23 protein-coding genes, 1 tRNA gene and 1 pseudogene are annotated in these 25,765 nt (G+C 49.2%); 19 read left to right on the plus strand and 6 right to left on the minus strand.

Annotated features, from left to right (window positions below):
* The first annotated feature begins 8 nt into the window (after positions 1-8).
* Genes JU82_RS03660 through JU82_RS03670 form a run of 3 tightly spaced genes read left to right on the plus strand, consistent with a single transcriptional unit; the run spans position 9 to position 2,054 of the window.
* Positions 9-680, plus strand: a complete 672-nt coding sequence (locus JU82_RS03660; RefSeq protein ID WP_037946610.1) for a hypothetical protein — start codon at positions 9-11, stop codon at positions 678-680.
* Complete coding sequence (locus JU82_RS03665; protein ID WP_037946613.1) at positions 677-1,624, plus strand: type II secretion system protein; 948 nt, start codon at positions 677-679, stop codon at positions 1,622-1,624. The genes JU82_RS03660 and JU82_RS03665 overlap by 4 nt, the downstream gene beginning before the upstream one ends.
* Entirely contained in the window at positions 1,611-2,054 is a 444-nt protein-coding gene (locus JU82_RS03670; RefSeq protein ID WP_037946616.1) for a hypothetical protein, read from the plus strand. The genes JU82_RS03665 and JU82_RS03670 overlap by 14 nt, the downstream gene beginning before the upstream one ends.
* A 34-nt stretch (positions 2,055-2,088) precedes the next feature.
* Here JU82_RS03670 and JU82_RS03675 read toward each other — a convergent pair whose 3' ends face one another.
* The 5 genes from JU82_RS03675 to uvrC all read right to left on the minus strand — a co-directional run bounded on the left by JU82_RS03675 (position 2,089) and on the right by uvrC (position 9,956).
* Positions 2,089-2,466, minus strand: coding sequence for a response regulator (locus JU82_RS03675; RefSeq protein WP_037946618.1), 378 nt, complete (start codon positions 2,464-2,466; stop codon positions 2,089-2,091).
* Between the two features lie 18 nt (positions 2,467-2,484).
* Entirely contained in the window at positions 2,485-5,811 is a 3,327-nt protein-coding gene (locus JU82_RS03680) for an ATP-binding protein (protein WP_037946620.1), read from the minus strand.
* A gap of 24 nt (positions 5,812-5,835) precedes the next feature.
* A complete protein-coding gene (locus tag JU82_RS03685) occupies positions 5,836-7,653 on the minus strand; it encodes an Hpt domain-containing protein (RefSeq protein ID WP_037946623.1) in 1,818 nt (605 codons plus the stop codon).
* Between the two features lie 9 nt (positions 7,654-7,662).
* Positions 7,663-8,076: a PAS sensor domain-containing protein gene (locus JU82_RS03690; protein WP_037946747.1), complete on the minus strand. Its 414-nt coding sequence runs from the start codon at positions 8,074-8,076 to the stop codon at positions 7,663-7,665.
* 71 nt (positions 8,077-8,147) lie between these two features.
* Positions 8,148-9,956 (minus strand): excinuclease ABC subunit UvrC, encoded by a 1,809-nt coding sequence (gene uvrC, locus JU82_RS03695; RefSeq protein ID WP_037946625.1) that lies wholly within the window; start codon positions 9,954-9,956, stop codon positions 8,148-8,150.
* A gap of 136 nt (positions 9,957-10,092) precedes the next feature.
* Here uvrC and JU82_RS11695 point away from each other — a divergent pair, with 136 nt between their 5' ends.
* The 16 genes and pseudogenes from JU82_RS11695 to JU82_RS03765 all read left to right on the plus strand — a co-directional run bounded on the left by JU82_RS11695 (position 10,093) and on the right by JU82_RS03765 (position 25,442).
* On the plus strand, positions 10,093-10,221 hold the full coding sequence (locus JU82_RS11695; protein WP_294892095.1) for a hypothetical protein: 129 nt from the start codon (positions 10,093-10,095) through the stop codon (positions 10,219-10,221).
* A complete protein-coding gene (nadB, locus tag JU82_RS03700) occupies positions 10,211-11,662 on the plus strand; it encodes an L-aspartate oxidase (protein WP_037946627.1) in 1,452 nt (483 codons plus the stop codon). Before JU82_RS11695 ends, nadB begins: the two co-directional genes overlap by 11 nt.
* Complete coding sequence (gene nhaD, locus JU82_RS03705) at positions 11,659-12,987, plus strand: sodium:proton antiporter NhaD (protein ID WP_037946629.1); 1,329 nt, start codon at positions 11,659-11,661, stop codon at positions 12,985-12,987. Before nadB ends, nhaD begins: the two co-directional genes overlap by 4 nt.
* 93 nt (positions 12,988-13,080) lie before the next feature.
* On the plus strand, positions 13,081-13,599 hold a 519-nt coding region (gene guaA / locus JU82_RS11700), incomplete at its 3' end, for a glutamine-hydrolyzing GMP synthase (RefSeq protein ID WP_294892096.1).
* 1 nt (position 13,600) lies between these two features.
* Positions 13,601-14,552, plus strand: a pseudogene (gene guaA, locus JU82_RS11705) (glutamine-hydrolyzing GMP synthase); the annotation flags it as partial.
* Positions 14,543-15,148: a uroporphyrinogen-III synthase gene (locus JU82_RS03715; protein WP_294892097.1), complete on the plus strand. Its 606-nt coding sequence runs from the start codon at positions 14,543-14,545 to the stop codon at positions 15,146-15,148. The pseudogene guaA (JU82_RS11705) and the gene JU82_RS03715, both read left to right, overlap by 10 nt.
* A 378-nt stretch (positions 15,149-15,526) precedes the next feature.
* Positions 15,527-16,795 (plus strand): phosphoribosylamine--glycine ligase, encoded by a 1,269-nt coding sequence (gene purD / locus JU82_RS03720; protein ID WP_037946632.1) that lies wholly within the window; start codon positions 15,527-15,529, stop codon positions 16,793-16,795.
* Positions 16,795-17,244: an RDD family protein gene (locus JU82_RS03725; protein WP_037946636.1), complete on the plus strand. Its 450-nt coding sequence runs from the start codon at positions 16,795-16,797 to the stop codon at positions 17,242-17,244. The genes purD and JU82_RS03725 overlap by 1 nt, the downstream gene beginning before the upstream one ends.
* A complete protein-coding gene (locus JU82_RS03730) occupies positions 17,237-19,372 on the plus strand; it encodes an LPS-assembly protein LptD (RefSeq protein ID WP_037946639.1) in 2,136 nt (711 codons plus the stop codon). Before JU82_RS03725 ends, JU82_RS03730 begins: the two co-directional genes overlap by 8 nt.
* Positions 19,373-19,386: 14 nt before the next feature.
* A complete protein-coding gene (locus JU82_RS03735; protein WP_037946641.1) occupies positions 19,387-20,781 on the plus strand; it encodes an MlaD family protein in 1,395 nt (464 codons plus the stop codon).
* A gap of 8 nt (positions 20,782-20,789) precedes the next feature.
* On the plus strand, positions 20,790-21,446 hold the full coding sequence (locus JU82_RS03740) for a phosphoribosyltransferase family protein (protein WP_294892098.1): 657 nt from the start codon (positions 20,790-20,792) through the stop codon (positions 21,444-21,446).
* A complete protein-coding gene (locus tag JU82_RS03745; protein ID WP_037946644.1) occupies positions 21,436-23,613 on the plus strand; it encodes a polyribonucleotide nucleotidyltransferase in 2,178 nt (725 codons plus the stop codon). Before JU82_RS03740 ends, JU82_RS03745 begins: the two co-directional genes overlap by 11 nt.
* A gap of 93 nt (positions 23,614-23,706) precedes the next feature.
* Positions 23,707-24,024 carry a F0F1 ATP synthase subunit C gene (locus tag JU82_RS03750; RefSeq protein ID WP_037946647.1) on the plus strand — a complete coding sequence of 106 codons (318 nt, stop codon included), beginning with the start codon at positions 23,707-23,709 and terminating at the stop codon, positions 24,022-24,024.
* 51 nt (positions 24,025-24,075) lie between these two features.
* A tRNA-Leu gene (locus JU82_RS03755) sits at positions 24,076-24,160 on the plus strand.
* Positions 24,161-24,345: 185 nt separating this feature from the next.
* Positions 24,346-24,696 (plus strand): hypothetical protein, encoded by a 351-nt coding sequence (locus JU82_RS03760; protein ID WP_037946649.1) that lies wholly within the window; start codon positions 24,346-24,348, stop codon positions 24,694-24,696.
* Positions 24,696-25,442, plus strand: coding sequence for a 3'-5' exonuclease (locus JU82_RS03765; protein ID WP_037946656.1), 747 nt, complete (start codon positions 24,696-24,698; stop codon positions 25,440-25,442). Before JU82_RS03760 ends, JU82_RS03765 begins: the two co-directional genes overlap by 1 nt.
* Here the strand turns inward: JU82_RS03765 and JU82_RS03770 are convergent.
* Entirely contained in the window at positions 25,439-25,699 is a 261-nt protein-coding gene (locus JU82_RS03770; protein ID WP_037946657.1) for a tetratricopeptide repeat protein, read from the minus strand. The two genes, JU82_RS03765 and JU82_RS03770, sit on opposite strands and share 4 nt — an antisense overlap.
* Positions 25,700-25,765: the final 66 nt, after the last annotated feature.

Consider the following 25,765-nt stretch of genomic DNA (forward strand, 5'->3'; position numbering starts at 1 on the left):
AGGTACGAATGCGCAATGCGATAGCGATGATTGAGCTGATATTTGCGATAGTCATCATCGCCATCAGCGTTTTATCGATCCCCTCAATGATGGCGGTAGCCGATAATGCGTCAAAAGGGATAATGGTCGATGAGGACATTTTGAAGCGGATGATGGGGGAGATGACTAAAGTCTCACAGGCACGCTGGGACCAAAATTCGATACCGCCCGATTTTCAGCCGTTGCGTATCGCCGGGGATCTTGAGTGTAACCGGCCCGATCCGCTCGGAGGGGCCGGATGGTATCGGGCCAATCCCGATTCAAGCATGATGTGCGGGGCCGGCGGACCGATGATGGCGGCAGCCCCTGTGGCGGGGAATCTGAATCTGAGTCAGGGGATCGAACAGCTGCACGGGAGCAATTACAATATACAGGTGCAACAAACGGGAGGGGCGGCGGTATTCACGGTGCCGATCGCTTACAGCGTCAGTTACGTCGATGCGAACATTTCAGCGATCAATGCCGTCGGCATTGCAACGGCGACGTGGAGGCTCGGATCGTCTGCATCGATGAATCCGTCTTCTGCAGGAGCGGCAACCCAACTAAAACGGGTCGTGGCGCGGGTTCAGAAAGCCAACAATCCCGATGTCGATATGACTCTGACGTTTTTCAAATCCAATGTTGGGAAGTTTTCCGAATGAGACAGTTCAAGAATCGTAAAGCATTTACTTTGATCGAATTGCTGTTCGTTATCGTCATTATGGGGATTGTCGGGGGGCTGGCACTTGAAGCGCTACGCCAGTACTATGAGGGTATTTACCGCACGGGAGAATATACGAAGCGGGTAGCACAGGCGGATCAAATCCTCGAACAGCTGGCGAAATACTTTGAAAACGGTATCTCGGCTTCCATTATCCGCTTGGATCAAAACGATGCCGCATTCGGTTCTGTGTGCAACGGTGTACCGGTTGCGGGAGATGATGGGAATGATTATACGATCGCCTTTGTCGCGGTGGACGACGAGGGGGTCAGAGGTTTTTGGGATGGGATAAGATGGCGTCCTGGATGGACGAGTGATGTCTTAAGTATAGGCACGAATCTTGTTTCGGCTGATGCAAATTACACCGCTTTGGACAATATCAGCGATTTGGACACTAACCCTGACAGAGCCGCAATATTTCGCGTCGACGGGCTGGGAGAAGGGGCGGATGAGTGCCATCGTTTCGGTTGGGATCTTACGGGTCTCCCTGATACTGAAAATCATACCTATGCAACGATACAGTCGGTGGATTCCGATACAAACCTCACGCTTGATAAAGTGTTAAGCATCAGCGGACAAGCAAATCGTGCGTATCTACTGCGTACGGCATACGCGTTCAGAGCCAGAAACGGTGTATTTAGTATGTATTCCGGGTTTCAGCCATGGAACGGGGAACTTTACAGTAGCGTAGCTCAACGCATATTGGGAGACAACGTAGCCCATTTTACGATCATGTATGACGCAAGTAATACCACAGTCAATTCTAGTGTCGGCAATGTTTATACCCTCAAAATCTGCATGAACGGCATCGACGCTAATCTAAACGATTCAACATTGCCGCAGAATCAGATATGTCGTGAAAGGATGGTCCATGTCCGTTACTAAACGAAGGGGATTCGCCATGATCATGGCGATTTTTATTATTGTTATTATCGCTGCGGGGGGCGCATTGCTGATGCGCAATGCGGCCATAGGGAGTCAATCGGTCACCGACAATTATCTCAGGGCGCAGGCGGAACTGCTTGCCCAGAGTGCGACGGAGTTTGCCCTGATGCAGGCACAAGGGGTCAATACGGCAGGAGGGACGTGTCTGAACCGCCTCAATATCATCGTCAACGACGCAGTGGGAACCCCGATGTTCGACATTAACGCTTCGCTGGCCTATTCGTTCAGAGGGGCCGCTCCTGCGGCGTGCGATGCGCTGGTGCAAAACACCGGCAAGGAAACAATGGTGCTTATCGACGTGCGGGTGGACGATCGGAATCTGACGACGGAAGATATCCGCGTCCATAAACGTTCTTGGCAAAAACTGTAAAGAATAAAGGAAAGAGTTTAGAACGGGGAAGCTTTTAGAGGGCGAGCTGGGAGATTTTGGCGACGACGTCCTTTTCACGCACAGGCTTCATCAAAAAGCCGTTAGCGCCGCATTCGAGGGCTTCCCCTTTTTTGGTTTCATCGGTTGTGAGGACGATAACGGGAAGCTGACGGAGAGATTCATCGGCACGAATGACTTTGAGCATTTCGATCCCTCCCATTACCGGCATAATAATATCGAGTAAAATAATGTCGATGTCGAATTGGGATTTCAGGATGCCGATGGCATCGGCGCCGTTTTTGGCTTCGATAACCTGAGAGACGTTCGGGGTTTTCAGCAGCATGGTTTTCAGCAGCTTGAGGTTGATCATGTCATCATCGACCGCAAGAACTTTCAGTTTTTTATCACCCATTTGGATCTTCCCCGTTTCTTAGATAAATTTTTCAAACACAAGACGTAGAAGGTCTTTGTTGATGATATTTCGGATAATCTCATGGACATACATGGCATCCTCAGCTTCTTCGGAAGTATTCGGATCGATCAGCATAACCAGCGAGATATCGCTGTTGTTGGAGCGGATTATATCATACAGATTCTTGAGATTGAGACCGGACAAGGTCTTGTCAAACAGGGCAAGTTTGTAATGGCGTTGCGCTATTTCGTCTTTCAGCTCGTCAACGGTATTGACGCTTTTATAGGTATAACCCAAATCATCCAGAATGCGGGCAAACAGTTTCATTTCCAGAAGATTTTGTTTGGCGATGACGATATCGGCGTCATAGACGGAACGGCGAGGCGGTTCAGCGGGAAGTTCCGGTTCGGTTTGGATGTTTTGCGTGAGGGTATCGGCTTCGGGAACATCGGCTAGTACCGACACAGTTGTCTCGGTACTTATCTCGTCCAATGCTTCATTCGTGTCGGGAAATTCCTGTATCGTTTCCGGCTCTGTCGTTTCGATGGCTGTGGAAACCGTTTCTTCGGAAGCCGCCGCGATCTCCGTAGCCGATTTCGGGACAGATTTGATGTCGATGATTTTGTGGGAGAGGAAATTGTTCAGCAATGAGATGATCTCGGAACGTACAAGCGGTTTCGTCGTATATTCGTCCATACCTGCGGCAAGGAAACGTTCACGGTCTCCTTTAAGCGCATTGGCGGTCAACGCGATGATCGGAATGTGGTGCTGGCCGTAATCTTCTTCGAAATCGAGGATCTCTTGTGTTGCTTCGATACCGTCGAGTACCGGCATTTGGATATCCATAAAAATAACGTCATAGTCGCCGTTTTTGCGTTTTTCGAATGCTTCCAGACCGTTGCCGGCTATCGTGATTTCCAATCCGAGGTCTTCAAGGGTTCTGCGGATCAGCTTTTGATTAATGACGTTGTCTTCCGCAACGAGGGCCGTTGCGGCAAAACGGGAGCTTTTCTCATCGAATTTTTTGCGTCGGGCCGCTTTTTGTTTTCGGTTGCTGAACGCCTCAACATCGTAAGAATCAAGGGTAGACCGGATTTTAGTGCTGTTGAGCGGTTCGTAAAGAACTTTGAAAATATCGATTCCCATCGAATCGATTTTTTTCATGTAGTACGATTTGGTAATGAGTACGAGCTGTTCTTGCGACGAAGCGTACGCGATCAAATCCTCATCGCTCACGTAATCGTTATCGACCAGAAGGAGATCGTAGTTTACTTGCCGTTCAAGCATTCTAAGCTCGTCGACTTCATGGAAGGTCGTATAGCTGACACCGAAATAATCCAGATACTCTTTAAGATAGGTATTGTGGAGTTTTTTCTTTGTCGAGCTTTCGAGTATCACGGCATTGATATTCGAGAAAGCACCTTTGAGCGGCTCATTGAGCGTTTCGATCTCTTCAAATTCAAGTGTAAAGAAGAAAGAGGTCCCGTTACCCGGTTCACTCTCAAGGTCAAGTTTTGCCCCCATCAGCTCGACAAAACGGCTTGAAATCGTCAGACCAAGACCTGTACCGCCGTATTTACGCGTAATTGACGTATCGGCTTGGGAGAACGCTTCGAAAATGCGTGATTTTTGCTCACTCGTTACTCCGATTCCGTTGTCTTTGACCTGGAAGCGTACACGGGCTCGGTTAAGAATGTCGCACTCTATGCGGCGGATATCGACGCTGATAGCACCTCCGCTGTTGGTAAATTTGACGGCGTTGGACAGAAGGTTGATGATAACCTCTTTGATTTTGGTCGGATCCCCTTTGAGAGGGCGCTCCAAGCTTGGATCGACATAGCATGCGAGGTCGATGTGTTTTTCGGATGCCCGTACGGCATATACTTCGACGGCGCTTTCAAACTCGTCGATCGGATTAAAGACGATCTCTTCGATTTCGAGTTTGTTGCTTTCAATTTTAGACAGATCGAGAATATTGTTGATAATCTCGAGGAGGTTTTCAGAGCTTTTCTCGATGATGTCGATAAATTCGCGTTGTTCGTCGTGCAGTTCGGTATCTTTGAGCAGTTCGGTAAACCCGACGATACCGTTGAGCGGCGTACGGATCTCATGCGACATATTGGCCAGGAACATCGATTTGGCTTCACTCGCTTCAAGAGCGTATTGTTTGTCGTGAAGCGTTTGTTCAATGATACGCTCCAGAAGCGCATATGCCTGTGCGGTTCCTGCGGCAGTATCGAGATTGATAGACTGGCTGAGCGTTTCGGCTTCGCTGTCGTTGGTATCTTCGGCGACCCGTTTAAGTACCGATTCCAGATTTTTGATGTTTTTGGTAATTTCGCTTGAAAGCAACACTCCCAAAATTCCGACCAAAACCGCAACAATCCATACCGCTACGGCGATAATCAACAGCTGAACGGCCTGATTCTGTACGGCCCCGGAGCGTTTGTCCATCGCATCGATCAGAATTTTTTGGGCATCGTCTATCGCACTGATCTTCTCGGAAATCATCGCAAACCAGATACCCGATTGCGTTTCATAAACACCTGTCGCGCTGGCTTGTAAGATGACCGATCGTTCCGCAGTGATGTCCTGGAACAGCTCGGTGTTGTCTTCGCTGAAAAGAGTGGATTGAAGCTGTGCCTGGATGGCTTTGTCTTTCATCCCCTCAATAGTGAGTGAATCGGCTTTACTCAGGAGCGTGATCCACTTGTCCAGCTCTTCTTCGTTCATCGGCGTCGCGCGCGAAAGAAGATAGGTGATGTAGTCGCGTTCGATGCTGCTGTATTCGTTCGCGCGGACCAGCGAAAGATAGGTAGTAGAAAGGGCATTGATCTCGTCATCAAAATGCAGACCCGCCAATTCCGCGAGTTCATTGATCAGTGCTTCCTGCGATTTTCCGTATACCTCGGAAAAGATGCGTTCAAATCCGGCATTTCCGATATCAACGAGGGGGCGTGATTGTTTGATCAGATTTTGAACTTTACCGATCAAGCGGCTCATCTGAGCCGCTTTGGCGCTTTCCGAGGTCTGATTTTGCTGTACCGAAGTCAGATACTTTTGGTAATCGGCAATTTTATGGTCGACGATCGTGCGTTGAGCGTGCAGCGATTTAAGGGTTGTCGGAGAGTTGTTCCCCATATACATGACGGTCATTCCGCGTTCACGGGATAAGTTGTTGATCAGATCGGTGAGCTGTTTGTTTCCTTCAAGCCGAACCTGAAGGTGTTGTGCTGCCTGATAGCTGATATAGGCATTTCCTACGTAATAGCTTGCAAGGGCAAAAAGAATCAGAATCGGTAGGAGACTGATCAGGCGGAGTCGGTTTCTAAGTCCTAATTGCATGGAATTCCCTCTGTATTCTTAATTCTATAGCTGATCAAGATAGCCGTTAAGGCGTTTGGAAGCTTTATTGGCCTCTTGGGCATCATTGGTGGTCGATAAGATACTCAGCTCATCCGAAATTTCGCTCAGTCGGAGGTTGTCGCTGATCCCTTTGAGTTCCCGTGCCGCTATTTGCCATAAGTGGGTATCGAAAGCGGCGATGGCAGATGAAATACGCTCGCCTGACGCCAGCGCATCGTGTTTGTAATCATCGATGAGCTCGTTCAGGAATGCGGGTTCGATTCCCAGCGCTCCGGCTATGGCTGATTTATCGTAGTGGAGGGTCTGTACGGTTCCCGTCTCCGCAGGGAAATTGTCGGCAAACGGTTCGGACGGGAAACTCTCTTCGGTATTGTCGGCAAACGCCTCAGGCAGAAAACTCTCTTCCGCATTGTCAACAAACGGTTCGGACGGGAAATCGTATTCCGCATTGTCGACAAACGGTTCAGACAGGACATCGTCTTCTAATGGTTCAGGTGACGCGGCCGGTACAAATAGTTCTTCTTCAGAAACGATAAGCGGCGAGCCGTTTTCGTCTTTGAATGCAAAAGAGTAATCGGGCATATCTGTCTGGATGGGCGCGGAAGGTTCATCGGCCGGAGTTTCTTTCGGGACGAAAGCGTAAATGTCGTCTTCGCCGCCGAAAGATGGCTCCGGTTCACTGTGATAGGGATGATCTACCGTTTCTTTGAAAGGGTTTTGGGAGACTTCATCGCTGATTGACGAGGACTCTTCTTTCCCTTCCAGTTTGTTGATAATTTGGTAGAAGTATTTGAGATTCGCTTCAATCTCGATGATGTCTTCAGAGGTATTGATAATGCTAAGGCATTCAAAAGCATCTTCGATTCGCAGATTCGCCGCTACCCCTTTGAGTTTGTGAGACAGGATTTTCAGATTGTTCATGTCACCTCTCATGGTGGCGTCGAACAAGTCGCCTTGAAAATCGTGTGATTGTTGGATGAAATCGCCGATAAATTCCTGAATCAGATCGACGGGCAAGCCGAGTTCATTGGCCGCGACATTGGGATCAAAGCGGTATGATTTGTCTACTTTGAGCGCATCAATGAATTTTTGTTCTGCCGGTGTGAATCGCAGCGTGCCGGATGTATCTATTGCGGCTTTTGACTGTTCGGGAGTGGAAACTGCGGGACGTTCTTCGGGAATGGAGGCTTCGTATTCGGGAAGGGTCAGTTTTTCGTATTTCTCTTCGATCGGTTCGGAAAACGGTTCGAATTCATTTTCTTCGTACGCCGGGACATCCAAAATATCCGGTTCGCTGAGCGGAGTAGGGGTCAGATGAGCATAATCGGGTAGAATTGAAGGGGTCGGTTCTGCCCGCAGAAATGTTTCTTCCGCGGCGAGGAAGGCTTCGGGCTCCGCGGGTGACGCAACGACGCTCGGTGTTTCTTCAACCGACGGTTTAGACGCAGCGACCGCTGCTTTTGGGGTAATCGTATGGGGTTTGATATCTTCACCGCTCATGGATTGGACGTGAAGCATTTCGATCATATAACCGTTTTGCGTCGGCGCTTCGCATAAAAAAAGTTTTTGAACCTGAAGCGTGCAGGAGAATGTCCGGCCGTTGGCGTGTACGATGGCGGATGTCGCTTCCGAATCGGCATGAAGCAAAAAATCAATCCATCCGAAGTTTTTAAAGTTGTGAATGTAGCCGGGCTCTTTGGCAAAAAGATCGGCCACATCGGAACAGACGGCGAGCAGCTCTGCGAGCGAATTGTAATTTAAAAGTTTGAGCCCGTCTTCGTCAATACCGATAAATTCTTGTTTATGATTGTAAAATAGCACGTATTCCCCTTATCGCTCTTGTTCCAGCATTTTTTCATACAAAGCGGCAGTTTCGTCGATGTTTTTGCGTGATGCCGGTTTTCGTGCGGCTATATAGCCTTTGAGTTTACCGTTTTCATCATAGCTGGGGGTCACTTCGGTATCGACCCAGTAGTATCGGCCGTCTTTACGGAGGTTTTTGACGAGACCGTGCCACATCGTACCGGATTGAATCGTTTTCCACATCTGGGCAAATGCCGCTTTAGGCATATCGGGATGGCGGATGATGTTGTGCGGTTGACCGATCAGTTCATCGACGCTGTATCCTGAAATCTCGCAAAATTTGCGATTGGCGAATGTGATAACACCCTTGAGATCGGTTTCGCTGACGATGGCCCGTCCTTCAAAATGATACTCTTCATCGATGGGAATAGGTTTTTCCATCATTTAACCCCCGTTACTAAAAAACTGCTGACAACATAATCTGTGGAATATGGCATAAACTCTATAAAAGATTACTTAGGCGCGCTTTTCCCGTACAGGTTTTGTATGTTTTTGGCATCGTTCGCTCCGACAAGGTCACACAGTGTCTCGAAGTCGCTTTGGGCAATGGCTTCGAACGTGCCGAAGTATTCGATAAGCTTATGAATTTTTGCCTGACCGATCCCATGGATTGAAAGAAGCTTGGATGCCTGATCGTGTTTTACTTTGGTTTTTTTATGGAATGTGATAGCGCTTCTGTGGGCTTCGTCGCGGAGCATCTGCACAAACTGGAGCCGTTTGTCGGTACTCTCAAGGCGAAATAAGCCGCTTTGGCTGTGGAGAATATCGCGCGCCGCCCCTTTGGCCCTATGTGCTTTGGCATCGATTTTCTCCTTGCTGATCGCGATGACGTCCAGATGGACGCCGCCGGAGGAGAGAAGATCGACGGCGAGCGAACGGAGGGTTTCTCCCCCGTCAATGACCCATAAATCGGGGGGAGGATTGGTGGCGAACCCTTCGATCCGGCGGGTCAGCATTTCGCGCATCTGGGCGTACTCGTCGCGCGCTTCGAGATGGAAAGTGCGGTAACCGCTTTTATCGAAGGTGCCGTTGTCATAGACGATCATGGCACCGACTGTCGCAGTTCCCCCGTGATGGGAGTTGTCGAAGACTTCGATTCGCAGCGGCAGAGATTCAAGGCCGAACAGTTCTGTAAGCTGACCAAGCAGTTGCTCTTTGGAGGGTTTCGGCGTTCGCAGCAGTTCGCGGGCATTGGTTAGCGCCAATTCGACAAGTTCCTGTTTTATCCCCCGTTTCGGGATTTCAATGAGCGCTTTTTTGCCGAAAAGTTCGCAGAGGTGTTCGGCGACCCATTCGCGCGATTCAAAAGGATACGCGCACAGAATGGGGGCGATAATCGGCGGTTTTTCGTTGCCGTAGAATCCCATAAGTGTACGTTCGTAAGCTTCATCGAGCGAGAAATACGGAGTGACCGGGAAAAAATCGTGCGTGCCGGAAACGACGCGCCCTTCCCGAATAAACAATCGGACGATGCAGCCGCGTGTTTCATCGGTTTCGATGGCAAAAACATCGTAATTGTCTCGGGATGCCAGATCGATCTGGGAGGTAAATTCGCTCCGTCTGATCCGTTCGCACCGGTCACGCAGTACGAGTGCTTCTTCAAAACGGAGCGATTCGGCGTAGAATTCCATCTTTTGTTCCAGGCGCTCGATCAGCTTTTGTTTGTTTTGAATCCATTCGATTCCCTGTTCAACCATCGGGGCGTAAGACGCTCTGGGAACGGGGAACTCGCAGGGACCGAGACATTGTTCCATCTGGTAGAAAAGGCAGGCTTTTTTCCCTTTTAGGCAGCTTTTTTTCTGTACCAGTCTGAGGAGTTCGTAGAGCGAATCGAGAATATCGCGGGCTCCGACGGAAAAAGGTCCGAAATAGCGGATCGATTTTCCTTTAATGATTTTGCGGGTCAGTTCAAACCGCGGATAAGGCTCGTCCAGATCGACGTAAAGATAGGGATAGGTTTTGTCGTCGCGCAGAAGGATGTTGTATTTTGGTTTGAGCTGCTTGATCAGCGAATTTTCCAGAATCAACGCGTCGTGTTCGTTCTCTACGATGATGTAGTGCAACCCCGCGGTCTCGGAGAGCATTTTTTGTATCCGAAGCGACAATGTGGATTTTGGTGACAGTACGGGGGTAAGGTTAAAATAGCTTTTGACCCGTTTGGAGAGGTTTTTGGCTTTACCGATATAGAGAATACGCCCCGATGCGTCGAGATATTGATAGATTCCCGCCTGATGAGGCAGGGAACGAATTTGATCAATCATCGAAAACTCTTAATCAGTTATTTATAGAAGCTATTATACCATCCTCGAATAAAAACGTGCTGTGAAAAAGCCGCTGCTGAATGTGCAGGTTGCAGGGTGTCCGGAGGGGTTGCCCCGAGGTAAAAAAAGGGGATGTATGGCAAAAGGATTGATTGCTTTTTTAAGTATGGCCGCGATGATGGCAATACTCGGCGGATGCGGATATAAAGCTCCTCCGTATTATGAAAAACCGTCCCCGAAAGAGGGTTCTTCCGTTGCGCTATGATGTTGTGATCATCGGCTCGGGCGTGGCGGGATTGTACACTGCGCTTGCATTGCCGACGACACTGAAAGTATTGATCATTAATAAATCGTACCCTTGGGAATGCAACACGTATTATGCGCAAGGAGGAGTGACGACGGCGTATGACGATGCCGATATCCCTTGCCATGTCCAAGACACTCTGGATGCGGGTGCGGGGATGTGCAACACTCAGGCGGTTCAGCTGATGAGCGAGCATTCGCAGGGAGTAATTCGCGATTTGATCGAACGGGGTTTTTCGTTTGACAAAGACGACGAAGGGCATTTGCTGTATACGAAAGAAGCCGCCCACTCACGCAGCCGGATACTCCATGCCGGAGGCGATGCGACGGGTAGGTACCTTCATTTTTTCCTGCTACGGCAAAATCCTCATCCGATGCTCAGCGATACGACGGTCGTAGATCTTTTGATTGACAATGGCCAATGCTGCGGTGTTGAGGTCATCAGCGAAGGGAAGCGGCGGCTGATCTATGCCGATAACGTCGTAATTGCCAGCGGCGGTGTCGGATCGCTGTACGAATTTCATACGAATGCTTCCACAATCAGCGGGGATTTGCAGGGAATCTGCCTCGAAAAAGGGATTGAACTCGAATCGATGGAAATGACGCAGTTTCATCCGACGGTATTTGTTGCCAATACCTGGGCGCGCAAGCTGCTATTGACCGAAGCGCTCCGCGGAGAAGGGGCGCATGTGGTGGATGAAAACGGGTACCGCTTTTTGTTCGAATACGATCCAAGAGGGGAATTGGCGCCTCGCGATATCGTCAGCCGCGCCATTTTCGATTACCGTCAGCGCAGCGGCAAACAGGTATACCTCTCCTGCGAACATTTCGAGAGCGAATACTTCAAAGAGCGTTTTCCCAATATCTACAAATCGCTTAACGATCTCGGGTTCCATCTTCCCAAAGAACGGGTTCCGATTTCTCCTGCGTTTCATTATGCGGTAGGAGGAATTAAAACTGATCTCAGCGGCTCGGTTCCGGGTGTCAAGGGACTGTACGCCGTTGGCGAAGCGGCATCGACCGGAGTCCACGGAGCCAATCGTCTGGCCAGCAATTCACTGCTTGAAGGGCTTGTGTTCGCCAAAGAAGCGGCCGAAGCGATCCTCAAAAAATCGCTAATAAGCTGCCAAAGGGAATTTATTCCCGGGGATGAACCGTTAGAAATAGCAGGGGATAAAGAGAAAAAAGACGCTCTGCGCAAGATCATGTGGGATTACGTCTCCATTGTGCGCACGCCGAGCGGATTGCAAGCAGCGTTTGATGCGATTGAGCGGATGCTTCAAAGCGGTGTCGGAAAGCTTCTGCGGTTGCGCTTATTAACGGCGCGGTGCATCGTCGAATCGGCCATCAAACGGACCGAATCGATCGGGGTACATTTTATTACACAAGGAGACAAAGAATGACAACTGCGGTTGCAGAACAGGCTGCGATAAATTTTGTCGGCCATCCGTTCGGATGGCTGCTGCTCGCTATTTTTGTAGTGGGTTACTATTTTATCGCAGCCGAAGAGAATTATCATATCGACAAAGCCAAACCGGCCCTGTTTACGGGGACGCTGATGTTTGTCCTGATCGGCATCTATTATGCCGCAGTCGGGGCAGATTTCACCCCTTTTGAACATGAGGTCGATCACCTGATTCTCGAAATCGCGGAAATTTTCTTTTTCCTTTTTGTCGCGATGACCTATATCGAGGCGTTGATTGAGCGCGGAGTATTCAGTGCGCTGCGTGCCAAGCTGATTGCCAAAGGGTACAGCTACCGCGAGCTTTTCTGGATTACCGGATTGCTCGCGTTTTTTATCTCCCCTGTAGCGGACAACCTGACGACGGCGTTGATCCTCTCTACTGTTTTGCTGACGATTGACAACAAAACCAAAGAGTTTCTCGTCCCCGGTGCGATCAACGTCGTCGTCGCAGCAAATGCCGGCGGTGCGTGGAGCCCGTTTGGGGACATTACGACGTTGATGGCTTGGGCTGCGGAAAAAGGGGCTTTTATTGACTTCCTGTACCTTTTCCCGGCGGCATTTCTGGGCTGGTTCGTCACAGCGTATCTGTTGAGCCGCTATGTCCCCGATATCGATCCCCTAGGAGACGGTAATCCTGACGAAGCGGCAAAAATCGAGGTCCTCAAAGGGGGAAAGGTCATTATTGCTTTCGGAGCGTTGACCATCGCACTGGCCGTTATCGGCAAACAGGTGATGCATTTGCCTCCGATGTGGGGAATGTTGTTCGGACTGGCTCTTTTGCAGCTGTACTTTTATTTTCTCAAAACGAAACACAATATCGATGTCGATATTTTTCAGGCAATGAGCAAAATCGAAAACAATACGCTGCTGTTCTTTTTCGGTATTCTGGCAGCCGTCGGGGCGCTTCATTTCATCGGTTTCCTGGCGTATGCGGCAAAATTGTACGACGCTTTTGACCCGACCCTTGTCAATATCGGGATCGGGTTTCTCTCGGCGATTGTCGACAACGTTCCGGTCATGTCGGCCGTCCTCAAAGCCAATCCCGCAATCGATCATGCCCAGTGGATGCTTGTGACGATGACGGCAGGAATCGGCGGATCGCTAATCAGCTTCGGAAGCGCGGCCGGCGTCGGCGTGATGGGGAAAATGCAGGGAATCTACACGTTTTCCTCCCACATTAAACTGGCATGGACGGTTTTGATCGGGTATTTTGTCTCGCTTGCGGTGTGGTATTTCCAATTCATCGTATTAGGTATTTATTAAGCTAAATCGAAAATTAAACTACAATAGGGTACCCTTTCATTAGCATTAGGGTACCACTTCCCTTCCTCATATTTCTAAATAAAAGGCTTTCCCGTGAAAGACGTCAGTATTATCGTCCTCGATTTCGGTTCCCAGTATACTCAGCTGATTGCCCGTCGTCTGCGTGAAGACAAAATCTATTGTGAAGTGCTTCCATACCACACTAAAATCGATGTGATCAAAGCAAAAAATCCCAAAGGGGTGATCCTCAGCGGCGGCCCGTCTTCGGTCTATAACAAAGACGCGTATGAAGTCGATCAGGGTGTTTATGCTCTGGGAATCCCGGTTCTCGGGATTTGTTACGGGATGCAGCGTATTGCCGTCGATTTTGGCGGTTCAGTCATTCGCAGTGACCATCATGAGTACGGGAAAGCGGAACTGTTCATCGATCAAAGCAAAAATTCTCCGTTGTTTGAAAACTGCGAAAATGAGCGGACCGTATGGATGAGCCATTCGGATAAAGTGGATGTTCTTCCCGAAGGATTCACTCCGATCGCCTATTCGGCCAATTCTCCTTACGCTGCGGTAGCCGATGAAAAACGCCGCATTTATGCGATGCAGTATCATCCGGAGNGGACATGGGCCATTTTCTCAAAGAGCAGATTGTCAAAATCCGCGAACAGGTCGGTGAGGGAAAAGTGCTTTGTGCATTGAGCGGCGGGGTCGATTCTTCGGTCGTAGCAGCACTCCTTTATGAAGCGATCGGCGATCAACTGATCCCTGTATTCGTTGATAATGGCGTTCTGCGCAAAGGGGAGCGCGAATCGGTCGAGAACATTTTCAAAGTACATCTTAAAGTTCCTCTCGTCGTCGCCGATGCCTCCGAGATTTTCCTCGGGAAACTTGCCGGAGTTACCGATCCCGAGACGAAACGCAAAATTATCGGGCACACCTTTATTGAAGTATTTGAAGCGGAAGCCAAAAAACACGACGGAATCAAATTCCTCGCGCAAGGGACGCTTTATCCCGACGTTATCGAATCGGTATCGGTCAACGGTCCGTCCGTCACGATCAAAAGCCATCACAACGTCGGCGGATTGCCGGATTGGATGGATTTTGAGTTGATCGAGCCGTTACGCGATTTGTTCAAAGACGAAGTACGCAAACTCGGGATCGAACTGGGTTTGCCCGAATCGCTTGTCAACCGCCATCCGTTCCCGGGACCGGGCCTTGCGATCCGTATCATGGGAGAAGTGAACAAACCTGATCTCAACCTTCTTCGCGAAGCTGACGTAATTTTGCTTGACGAACTTAAAGCCAGCGGTTATTACACTCGTACCTGGCAGGCGTTTGTCGTATTGCTCAATGTCAAAAGCGTCGGAGTCATGGGAGACAACCGTACCTATGACAACACCGTATGTGTCCGTGTCGTCGAAGCGGTTGACGGTATGACGGCGACGTTCGCTCATCTGCCGCACGAGCTACTCGAGCGTATCAGCCGCCGTATTATCAACGAAGTCGACGGGATCAACCGCGTCGTGTATGACATCAGCTCCAAGCCTCCTGCAACGATCGAGTGGGAATAAGGCACTTCCTTTCCATCCGATTTTTGACTCCTTCTATCGATTTCTCGAAATACGACGGTATCATATTTACCTCGAAGCAGGGGATTGAAGCGGCCAAACGCTACGATATCGACTGGTCCGCGTTACTATGTGTAAGTGTTTCCGAACCGACGGCGAAGTTTGCCAAAAAAGCCGGAGCCGTCCATGTTATTGCAGGTGACGGATACGGCGAGACTATCCCATCGCTTTTGCAGACGGCAGGTTCTTCAACACGATGGCTCTATCTTCGTCCCGAAACGGTTGCTTCTGCGTGGGCGGATACTGCACGCGCTTCGGGGCTTAATGTCGATGAGGCGGTTGTTTACGAGACGGTGTGCAACCCCGATGCGGCAAATGTTTCGATTGAAACGGATGCGGTACTGATCTTTACTTCCCCTTCATCGATCCGCTGTTTCCTCCAAAACTATTCACTTCTGAAAAGCCATACGGTCGTAGCCATCGGCATGACAACATTAAATGCGCTTCCGTGTGACATAGAAGGGAAAACCAGTGCATATACCAGTGTGGAATCTGCTGTTGAGCTGGCCCGCAAACTGGCACAATCGGATGAAAAATAATCATCCTTTTAAGGCTTGCGGAGTATAATTATGTTCTCTGGGCGCAGCGACTAATCGCATTTTGAGGGTTCTACATTTCTATACAGTGGAATCGGTAGACGTCTTGGTGTGTTGGTGGTCTCGTTTGAGCCTGCGGGCGAGAGATTGCCGCCGGATAGACGCTCGGTCCGCTTTTTTTTCAGCTTTGAGAACCAAGGCTACTGCGAAACGCCCGCCTGGGCTTTAAACTTCTTTTTTATTCTCTTGCATCTTCATTATCGCCTGAAACAAATTTAAACCGCACATTGGGATTAAGAGGTTATAATCTGCTGCTTGTTTGATTTGAGAATCCGGTGCGAATTTCAGATAAAACCAGCAAATATTTTTTCAAGGTGTATCATGCGCGTAATGGTAATCGGCAGCGGCGGACGGGAGTTTGCCATCGGAAGAGTTTTAAAACAAGATCCTGCGGTGACGAAGCTCTATTTCGCTCCGGGCAACGGTGCGACGACAATGTTGGGCGAAAATGTCTCCATTAAAGATTACGGGGAACTGGCGCAATTCGCTCTTGATAATGCGATCGATTTGACGATCGTCGGACCGGAAGGGCCTTTGAGTGAAGGGGTCGTCGACGTGTTCAAAGCTAAAAATCTGGTGATTTTCGGTCCGTCCAAAGCGGCGGCGCAGCTTGAAGGCTCCAAAGTTTACATGAAAAACTTTTTGGCCAAAAACGGCATTCCTACAGCACGCTATCTTGAAACGGACCATATCGGGGATGCGTTCAAGTTTATTGAATCCCTAACCCCTCCGGTTGTCGTGAAAGCCGACGGTTTGTGTGCGGGCAAAGGGGTTATAATCGCGATGAGCCATGAGGAAGCTAAAGTAGCCGTTTCCGAGATGCTCAGCGGCAAAGCGTTCGGCGATGCGGGCAAGCGTGTCGTCATCGAAGAATTCCTTGACGGATACGAACTTTCCATGTTTGCGTTGTGTGACGGAAAAGACTTCATTCTGCTTCCCGCCGCGCAAGACCACAAACGCCTTCTCGACAACGACGAAGGTCCCAATACCGGAGGGATGGGTGCTTATGCACCGACGCCGCTCGTTGACGACGTGATCTATGAAAAAGTCAAAGATCGGATTGTCCGTCCGACCCTAAAAGGGATGCAAGAAGAGGGGGCTCCGTTTGAAGGTGTTCTTTTTATCGGCTTGATGATCGTGAACGGTGAACCTATCACCCTAGAATTCAACGTCCGCTTCGGTGACCCCGAATGTGAGATTCTGATGCCTTTGCTGAAAACGCCCGCAAGCGAACTTTTCTATAAAGCGGCTACCAAACAGCTCGATACGCTGAACGTCGAATTTCACGATAAATTTGCGGTAGGTGTCGTTATGGCGAGCCGTGATTATCCCTACAGTAATTCTGAACCCGCAGAGATTGTTGTCGATGAAATTCATCACAGCGAGATCGCTGAAAATGCCCACATCGCCTACGCAGGCGTTAGTGCCGAAGACGGCAAACTTTACGCTACCGGCGGACGGGTTCTTGTGTGTGTGGGTGTCGGCGAGAGTATCAAAGAAGCGCGTGACCGGGCTTATATGCTTTGCGGTCAAGTTCATTATGCGGGCAAAAAGCTCCGCACCGATATTGCGTATCAAGCCCTCCGGTAATGGACGAACAACTCGATACGCTTCTGGAGCGTGAACGGCTTGAACTCGCTTCTCTGCGTCAACGGGCGGCCGCATTCGGAATCGATGAACTTTTGCTATCGGTCTTGATGTTTATCATTTTGTGGGATACGATTACCGGTGCCGAAACGATCGAAGAAACGATTGCCGTGACCAACAGCTTTTTGCTTGAGTTTATGGCGATCAAAATCGTGTATCACACCTTTTTTACGATGCAATACGGGGCCAGTTTAGGAAAAATTGTTATGAAGATTCGCGTCGTTGAACTTGCCACGCTTTCCAATCCCGGGTTTTTGAGTGCTTTTAACCGAAGTGTTTTTCGGGTTGTGAGCGAACTGGTCTTTTATCTTGGATTTGTGTGGGCGATGCTTGATCCTTACCGCCGGGGCTGGCATGACCGTACCGCGCGCACTTTGGTGATCAATGCGTAAGTTCGGCTGGATCAGTTTAATCGCATCGACGATTCTGTTGGGAGCCGATCGGGTTGAGCTGGTCGGTACGCATGCCGATATGAACGGTTCAACGGCCTATGCGGGCGGAAATCCCGTTATGCTGTATCAAGATCAGATCATGAGTGCTGAGGAGATGTTTTACGATAAAAACACGACGATCGTCGAAGCCAAAGGCTCCGTGAATGTTTTCAAAGCAAACCAGTATCACGTTATCAGCGATTATGCCCGGTACGATCTGACAAACGATAAGCGCTATTCGAAGCCGTATTACATGTACGATCAGGTTGGGGATACATGGCTCAGCACCGAAGAAGCCGAAGCGTGCGGTAACGAGATCGATCTCTCCAGCGGTGCCGTATCGGGATGCGACTCGACCGATCCTTTATGGAAGATCCGTTTCAGCAGCGCGAATTACGACACTGAAGCTATGTGGCTTAATCTCTTTAATGCGCGGCTGGTAATCAATGATTTCCCCGTTTTTTATCTTCCCTATTTTGGGTATCCCACCGATAAAACCCGCCGAAGCGGGCTGTTGATTCCGAGTTTCGGATGGTCCAATGCTGAAGGATTTTATTACCAGCAGCCGATCTATTTCGCCCCGCATAACTGGTGGGATCTGGAATTACGGCCTCAGATACGTACTTCGAGAGGAGAGGGGATTTATGCCGATTTTCGTTTCATCGACACCCCTTCTTCACAGGGATCGATCCGTGTAGGCTATTTTAAAGAGCAGGGTGCGTACGCGGAAAAAAATGATTTGGCTAACATCAAGCATTATGGGTATGATATCGATTATCGTCACAGCGCTCCGTTGCGGGAATGGTTCGGACTTGATCTAGCGGGAGAATCGGGGCTTTATATCGACGGGGCCTGGATGAATGACGTTGATTACCTGAACCTTCAGCAAAGTAATCAAATGCAAAACGTGACTTCCACCCAGGTTATGTCGCGCATCAATACCTATTACAGCAGTGAAGATAACTACATCGGTGCTTATTTCAAACATTATCAGTATTTAAATCTGCAGAGCAACGATCGGACGATCCAGACGCTTCCATCTTTGCATTACCATCGTTATTTAGAAAATTTGCTCGACGATGTTCTTCTTGTCAATGTTGATGCTATGGCAACCCATTATTATCGACCTGACGGAAAGAGAGCTGTTCAAGGGGACTTTACAGTTCCGCTGGTTATGCAAACATCTTTATTTAATGAGTATGTTGATGCAAGTTATACGATGAACGCATCTTCTAAAGTCATCAGTTTCTACGGCAACCCATACAGTGAAGATACCGGCCGCTATGAGCAGGGGATGTATGCAAAGCTTGACCATACGTTTGCACTATCTTCGACACTTGTGCGCCCATATGAGTCGTATACGCATGCCATCAGTCCGAGTGTCAGTTATACTGCTGCAGGGACTCGTCGCTACAGCGGTTATTACGAAACATTTCATTCCAATAAAGAGTGTGTTGCGGGCAATACGAAACCCGAATGCGAATTCTATACGTTGAATGAGCCCAGTGATACCCTTTCCCTCGGGTTAAACAATTATCTATTTGAAGACGGAAAGCAGGTTCTTGCAGACCGGCTTTCACAGACTTTCCGTTTCGACGATGCAGGAAGCTATTATGGAGAATTGCAAAACGAACTGGAATGGCAGATTGCAAAAGCCGTTTCATTCTATAATCAAACCTCATATCATCACGATCGCAACCGTATCACCAAAGAGCAAAACAGCCTGCGCTATAATGACGGAACCGTAATAACAGGTATTAGTCATTATTACACGGATCAGTTAGTAAACAACCAAACAGCGTATGTGAGTTATTGGACAGCTGATGCAGCGTATCAATATAACCGTAATTATCGTTTTTTCGGTTCGGTAGCGTATGATTACCGCGCAGATTTGATGAAAACGAGCGAGATAGGATTTATATACAGCCGCCGGTGTCTCGATGTCGGACTGCGCTTGGTGCAAAACCGGCGGCCGATCCTGACCAATGCGAATGCGAATGATTCGGTCGATGATACGTATATATTTATTACGATCATTCTCAAACCCGTCGGCGGGTCCGAGTTTAATTACAAACTGAGCAGCAATTAAAGAGAGGCGGCGTTATGAAACTGGAAGCAAAAATCGGTCTTTTTGTTGTGATGGCCTTGGGCGCTTTGTTATTTCTGTCGACTCAGGTGACGTCATTCGGTACCTGGGGCGGCGAAACCTATCCCGTTCATGCGTATGTGGACGATGCATCCGGCATCGAGAAACATACGCATGTTTTGATGAACGGCGTCAAGATCGGTGAAGTACAGGAGATAGCAATCGAAGGCAAGCGGGTTCGGCTGGAGTTGGGTATTGACGATGGTGTGAAAATACCGGAAGATTCGTCCGTGATTGTCGCACAGGAGTCGTTGCTGGGATCCAAAGTTATGAATATTGTTGTCGGCGACTCGGCTCAGATGCTACGGGCGGGGGGTACCTTGTCGCAAGCAAAACGGTATGCGTCGTTTGACCAGACAAGCGATTCGGTCAATGCCGCAGCCAAAGAACTCGAACTCTTGATGCACGATTTCCGCACAACGCTCGATGACGAACACCGAGCGGCGATTCAGGATGCGATTATCGCATTTCGCAACGTCGGGGTCAATCTGGACGGTGTGATTGTCGAGAACCGCGAAGACCTGCATGCGGCGATTGCCAATTTCAGAGCCATGAGTGCGGGATTTGCGCAGAGTGCCGATACCGTGAACAAAGATCTTCCCGAGATTATGGCCCGAATCAATTCGTTGACAACGCGGATGGACAATATCAGCGGATCGCTTGAACACAAACTTCCCGAAGCGGTCGATAAATTTGTCAAAATCGAAGATAACGTGACCGATATTCTTGCGGAAAACCGTGCATCGCTGAAAACGGCCCTGACCTCTGCGGGTGATTTTTTCAAAAGCGGGGAAGAAGCGTTCTCCAAAGTCGATTCGATGCTGAGCAGTTTTACGACCAGCGAAATTCAGGTAGCGATGCACACCGATTATATGATGCGTGACGGTTATGGCAAGGTCTATCTGGGGGTCAATTATCTCCCCAACCCCGAAACCTATTATATGTTCGATTTGATCAGCACGGATGATTATTCCCAGCCGGCCCTTCCTGCCAAACACGATAAAAGCGACCGTTTGTATTCGCTTCAGTACGGTAAACGGTTTGATGATTTGCTGCTTCGCTTCGGGGCGATCGAATCGACCGGGGGAATCGGGTTTGATTATTTTATGAACCACGACCGCCTCAAATTTTCGGCCGAAGTGTTTGACTTTAACGCTGTGAATGACATTCGCTCCGAGCGCGCCCATCTTAAAGCCCAGCTTCGGTATCAAATGCTTAAACATCTTGAGCTGTACGGCGGATGGGACAATTTTCTTAATCCGCAGTCTCAAAACCTCTTTTTGGGACTTGGGCTCCGGTTCATCGATAATGACATCAAATATACCTTCGGCGCTGCGTCGATGGCGCGTTGAGTTTAATAATGCAGCAAGTAAAGTTTAAAAACCGTTCCGATGCGGCGATACAACTCAAAGAACTGCTGCCGCTGGATCGGATGAAGAGTGAATCGTGGAGCCTGATTGCCGTCTCATCAGGCGGGCTGATGGTTGCCGACGCCATTAATGCCCGGCTTAAACTGCCCATCGATTTTCTTTTTTCGGCGTCGATTACGGCTCCCCAAAATCCCGAGTGCGAATTGGCACGAGTGAGTGAAACGGAAGAGATTGTGATCCATCAGGCGCTGCTTGACGTATTTGACATTCAGGTTGATTACATCTACGGCGAAGCAACGCGTAAGCATGAAGAGAAAATCCTTAGCGCCATCTACCAGTATCGGAAGGGAGAGCATTTCCAATCGATGAAAGGGAAAAATATTCTCCTTATCGATGAAGGAAGCGAAACGGGGCTGAAGCTTATGTGCGCGATTAAAACCGCATTTTCGCAAAAAGCCAAAGCAGTTTATGTAGCTGTACCGGTGATGCCATCAAGCGTTGTGGAAGCGTTAGACCCGATTGTAGATGCCGTATTTTGTGTGCATGAACTTGATGATTATGTGGATACAAAATATTATTATCAAGAATTTGGTGCGGTAGAAGAAGAGATGATAGAGACTATTTTGGAGAAAAGAAATGAAGTATAACGTAGAATTGACATTAACGAACAAGAGTGAATCCTATGCATTCGATCAGGTAGCCAAGCAGGCAAACGGTGCGGCATGGCTTAAATGCGGCAACACGGTCATTCTGGCGACGGTTGTCGTAGACGAGACCGATTTCGTCGACGAAGATTTTTTGCCTTTGACGGTACAGTATATCGAGAAGAGCTATGCGGCCGGAAAATTTCCGGGAGGTTTTATTAAACGGGAAACCAAACCGAGCGACTTCGAGACACTGACGTCGCGGATCGTAGACCGTTCATTGCGTCCGCTGTTTCCAAAAGGATTTGCAAATCCCATCCAGATTACCGTGATGGTTCTCAGTGCCGATCAGGATGCCGATTTGCAAGCGTTGGCGCTTAACGCCGCTTCCGCCGCACTGTATGTCTCGGATATCGATATCTTCACCTCTGTCACGGCGGTTCGGGCAGCCAAAGTAGACGGCGATATCGTCTTTAATCCGACACGCGCGCAACGTGAAAACAGCACACTCGATCTGTATCTCGCGGGAAGCAAAGAGGATATGCTGATGATCGAGATGCAAAGCATCGGCTCCGATGAGATCGAAGTACTCGACGCCATGATGATCGATCCGATCATCGATTCTGCGGGCATTGCCCAAACGCTGCCGATCCGCTGTTCGAACGCGATGAGCGAAGATGAACTGATTGATGTCCTCGCGCGTGCGCAGGAGGAACTCAGATCAGCCAATACGGCCTATGAAGAAGCATTCAAGCCGTATGCCGCCGAACCGTTTGAACTGCAATGCGTCATCAGCGAAATTAATGGCGAAATGGCCGAATATGTCCGTGCCAACCATACCGACGACCTGAAAAAAGGGATCAACCAGATGGCGAAAACAGAGCGCAGCACGGCGCTCCGGACCATCCGTAAAACGATTATGAAAGAGAAGCCCGAATGGGACGAGCATGAGTTGAAAAAAGCGATCGAATCGGTTAAACGTTCGATGGTACGTGCTCAGATTCTGGAAGAAAAAGTACGTGCGGACGGCCGCGGACTGAGCGAAGTCCGTCCTATCAGCATCGAGACGAACATACTCCCGGGCGCCCATGCTTCGGCTCTTTTCACGCGGGGCCAAACGCAGGCGCTTGTCATACTGACGCTGGGCGGAGGCAAAGATGCCCAAATGTATGAGAACCTCACCGATAAAGGGACACAAAATGAGTCCTTCATGGTTCATTACAACTTTCCCAGTTTCAGCGTAGGAGAGCCTTCGCCTATCGGCGCACCGCGCCGCCGCGAGCTCGGGCACGGCAATCTGGCCAAGCGGGCATTGGAAAGCTCGTGCGTTCAAAACGGCCAGACGGTCCGCCTCGTCTCGGAAATTCTCGAATCCAACGGCTCTTCGTCGATGGCAACCGTGTGCGGCGGCTACATGGCATTGCGTGCGGGAGATTTGGAGATGGCCGATCCGATTGCCGGCGTAGCGATGGGAATGGTTTCCGAAGGGGACCGATATGCGATTTTGACTGACATTATGGGGCTGGAAGACCATGACGGCGATCTGGATTTTAAAGTGGCCGGTTCCAAAGAAGGGATTACCGCGATGCAGATGGACATCAAGCTCGGCGGAATCCGTCTGGATGTCCTGCGCGAAGCGCTGTATCAGGCTAAAGAAGCAAGAGCGCATATCATCGATATCATGCTGGCTTCCGAAGAGAAAATCGAGCTGAACGAAGGGACGCTGCCGAGCACCGATTTGTTTCATGTCGATCCGGGCTCAATTGCCGACATTATCGGACAGGCGGGAAAAACGATCCGCGAAATCATCGAACGTTTCGATGTCACCATCGATATCGACAAGAAAAAAGGTGCCGTTAAACTGACCGGGAAAAACCGCGAAGGGCTGCGCGGAGCACGCGATCACATCGAAGGAATCGCCAGCGGTTCGACTCCGGTTGAAAAGGTAGAATACAACGTTGGAGACGTCGTTAAAGGAAAAGTAAAAAAAATCGTCGATTTCGGCGCCTTTATCGAACTTCCCGGCGGTGTTGACGGATTGATCCATATTTCCAAACTTTCAGACTCTCATGTCAGCCGTGTTAGCGATGTCCTTTCCGAAGGGGATGAGATTATGGTGGAGATCGTCGAATTCAAAGGGAACAAAATCGGGCTTGGACGGGCTAAGTAATTTTTTAGCTCTGTCCGATTATAATTCCAGCCACAAAGTGATAAGTAGGGACACATATCCGAACGGACTTTGATTAAAATATGGAGATCACACATGAAAAAAGTTCTTTTTCTTATGATCGCTCTTGCAGCTGCAGCATTCGGTGCTGAAGAAGCAGTAGTGAACGAAACACTTAAAGCATACTCAATGATCGCTGCGGGTGTAGGCCTTGGTTTGGCTGCACTTGGTGGTGCTATCGGTATGGGTAGCACAGCTGCCGCAACTATCGCCGGTACAGCTCGCAACCCGGGTCTTGGCGGTAAATTGATGACAACTATGTTCATCGCTCTTGCAATGATCGAAGCTCAAGTTATCTATACCTTGGTTATCGCGCTTATCGCGCTTTACGCTAACCCATACCTCGCAGCGTAAGCTTCGAGTTTTTCCTCTCTCAAGCTTCGGCTTGAGGTTTTTCTTTTTTATGCGATCGTGGTGGAATTGGTAGACACGCTATCTTGAGGGGGTAGTGCCAACAGGTGTGCGAGTTCAAATCTCGCCGATCGCACCATTTTTCTTTCCTTCTTTTAAATCAATTATTCTTCTTCATACGCTATTTAGGGCTTTATCTATTTAATTCACTCTTTGTGCGCAGCATGCCGAAACGCTACAAAATCGTGCCATTTTTCGCTTTGAATTCTGTACTCCCGATAATTTTTAGACTATAATGAGATATCCAAACCGTAAGGATACAAAATGGCCTATATTACACAATTGAAACATTTGATACAAAATGAGTTGATCCCCGATGTAGAAGAGCACATCGACGATATTTTCGAATCGATCGCTTCCCAAAAAGATGCATCGCCCCAAGAACGCGCACAGCTTGAAGACATGCAAGCGCTTCGTGATGAGTACAAAGAGCTGCTGAGCGAGATCAACGGCGGCCAAATCGACGAAGAGGAAGCCGAACAGCTGTACACGGAATTAACCTCTATGCGCGAAGGTGACGAAGAGGAAGATGATCTTTACTACGACGAAGACGAGGATGAAGACGAAGACGACTACGATGAGTTCGATCTTGACGAAGACGACGAACAGTATTGATGGCCAAATACGTCATACTTGATACGGAGACAACCGGAGCGGCGGAACACGATCGAATCATCCAGCTCGGTTTTATGGTGCTGGACGGCAAAAATGTCAGCGTCTATAACGAGCTATGCTGGAGTGAGGTTCCGATTGCGATTCCGGCCATGGAAACGCACGGCATTACCCCTGAAATGATCGAGGGACTGTGCCCGTGCGTTGAAACCGAAGCCTTTAAAGCTCTTAATGATATCAATACTCCCGATAATGTTTTGATCATTCATAATGCCCCGTTTGATTTAGGGATGCTCTCCAAAGAGAACTTTACCTCACAAATGCGTCTGATCGATACGCTGCGGTGTGCGAAACATCTTTTTGACGACGAAGAGGCCCATCGGCTGCAATATTTTCGCTACAAGCTGGGATTGTACAAAATCGAAGAAGCCGAAGCCGCGTCACTCGGAATCGAAGTCAAAGCCCACGACGCGATCGGTGACGTGCTGGTGCTGAAACTCTTTTTAAGCGAGCTTCGCAAACGGTTGGCCGAGCGGTTCGGCAACGTCAATCCGATCGACAAAATGGTCGAACTGACGCAGACCCCCGTATTTTATTCGCGACCGGTGAAATTCGGAAAATACAAGGGGAAAACACTCACCGAAATTGCTGATGCCGACAAAGGGTATCTTTCATGGATGCTGGGCAACATGGAGAGCCTTGATGAGGATATGCGCTATTCGATCAATGTTGTCCTTGGCAACTCCTAAAACGTCGTTTTGGTCGACGTTTTGAGTTCGCTCAGCCGGTAGGCGGCATCCTGGTTCCCCGATTTCATCGCTTTTTTCCACCATTCCATTGCTTTGTCGACATCTTTTTCGACCCCTTCGCCGTAGAAATAGAGCATTCCCAGATAGAGCTGCGCTTCATCGTTGCGTTGATACATCGCCAGCGGATAGAGAATCTCGTGCGCTTTGGCAAAATCCCCGCCGTTATAGGCATTGATCCCTTCGATTAATTCGTCCACGGTAAATCCTTTAAAAAGTTAGTGTTATTATAGCGCTGGGGCCTATTTTTAGGCTGATGGATTATA

Origin of the sequence: Sulfuricurvum sp. MLSB (genome assembly GCF_000747095.1) — a bacterium.
Classification (GTDB): domain Bacteria; phylum Campylobacterota; class Campylobacteria; order Campylobacterales; family Sulfurimonadaceae; genus Sulfuricurvum.

Excerpts from the sequence above, each read along its gene's own strand:
- JU82_RS03660 (WP_037946610.1), top strand. The coding sequence starts at position 9 with ATGCGCAATGCGATAGCGATGATTGAGCTGATATTTGCGATAGTCATC.
- JU82_RS03665 (WP_037946613.1), top strand. The coding sequence starts at position 677 with ATGAGACAGTTCAAGAATCGTAAAGCATTTACTTTGATCGAATTGCTG.
- JU82_RS03670 (WP_037946616.1), top strand. The coding sequence starts at position 1,611 with ATGTCCGTTACTAAACGAAGGGGATTCGCCATGATCATGGCGATTTTT.
- JU82_RS03675 (WP_037946618.1), bottom strand. The coding sequence starts at position 2,466 with ATGGGTGATAAAAAACTGAAAGTTCTTGCGGTCGATGATGACATGATC.
- JU82_RS03680 (WP_037946620.1), bottom strand. The coding sequence starts at position 5,811 with ATGCAATTAGGACTTAGAAACCGACTCCGCCTGATCAGTCTCCTACCG.
- JU82_RS03690 (WP_037946747.1), bottom strand. The coding sequence starts at position 8,076 with ATGGAAAAACCTATTCCCATCGATGAAGAGTATCATTTTGAAGGACGG.
- uvrC (WP_037946625.1), bottom strand. The coding sequence starts at position 9,956 with ATGATTGATCAAATTCGTTCCCTGCCTCATCAGGCGGGAATCTATCAA.
- JU82_RS11695 (WP_294892095.1), top strand. The coding sequence starts at position 10,093 with ATGGCAAAAGGATTGATTGCTTTTTTAAGTATGGCCGCGATGATGGCA.
- nhaD (WP_037946629.1), top strand. The coding sequence starts at position 11,659 with ATGACAACTGCGGTTGCAGAACAGGCTGCGATAAATTTTGTCGGCCAT.
- purD (WP_037946632.1), top strand. The coding sequence starts at position 15,527 with ATGCGCGTAATGGTAATCGGCAGCGGCGGACGGGAGTTTGCCATCGGA.
- JU82_RS03725 (WP_037946636.1), top strand. The coding sequence starts at position 16,795 with ATGGACGAACAACTCGATACGCTTCTGGAGCGTGAACGGCTTGAACTC.
- JU82_RS03730 (WP_037946639.1), top strand. The coding sequence starts at position 17,237 with ATGCGTAAGTTCGGCTGGATCAGTTTAATCGCATCGACGATTCTGTTG.
- JU82_RS03735 (WP_037946641.1), top strand. The coding sequence starts at position 19,387 with ATGAAACTGGAAGCAAAAATCGGTCTTTTTGTTGTGATGGCCTTGGGC.
- JU82_RS03740 (WP_294892098.1), top strand. The coding sequence starts at position 20,790 with ATGCAGCAAGTAAAGTTTAAAAACCGTTCCGATGCGGCGATACAACTC.
- JU82_RS03745 (WP_037946644.1), top strand. The coding sequence starts at position 21,436 with ATGAAGTATAACGTAGAATTGACATTAACGAACAAGAGTGAATCCTAT.
- JU82_RS03750 (WP_037946647.1), top strand. The coding sequence starts at position 23,707 with ATGAAAAAAGTTCTTTTTCTTATGATCGCTCTTGCAGCTGCAGCATTC.
- JU82_RS03760 (WP_037946649.1), top strand. The coding sequence starts at position 24,346 with ATGGCCTATATTACACAATTGAAACATTTGATACAAAATGAGTTGATC.
- JU82_RS03765 (WP_037946656.1), top strand. The coding sequence starts at position 24,696 with ATGGCCAAATACGTCATACTTGATACGGAGACAACCGGAGCGGCGGAA.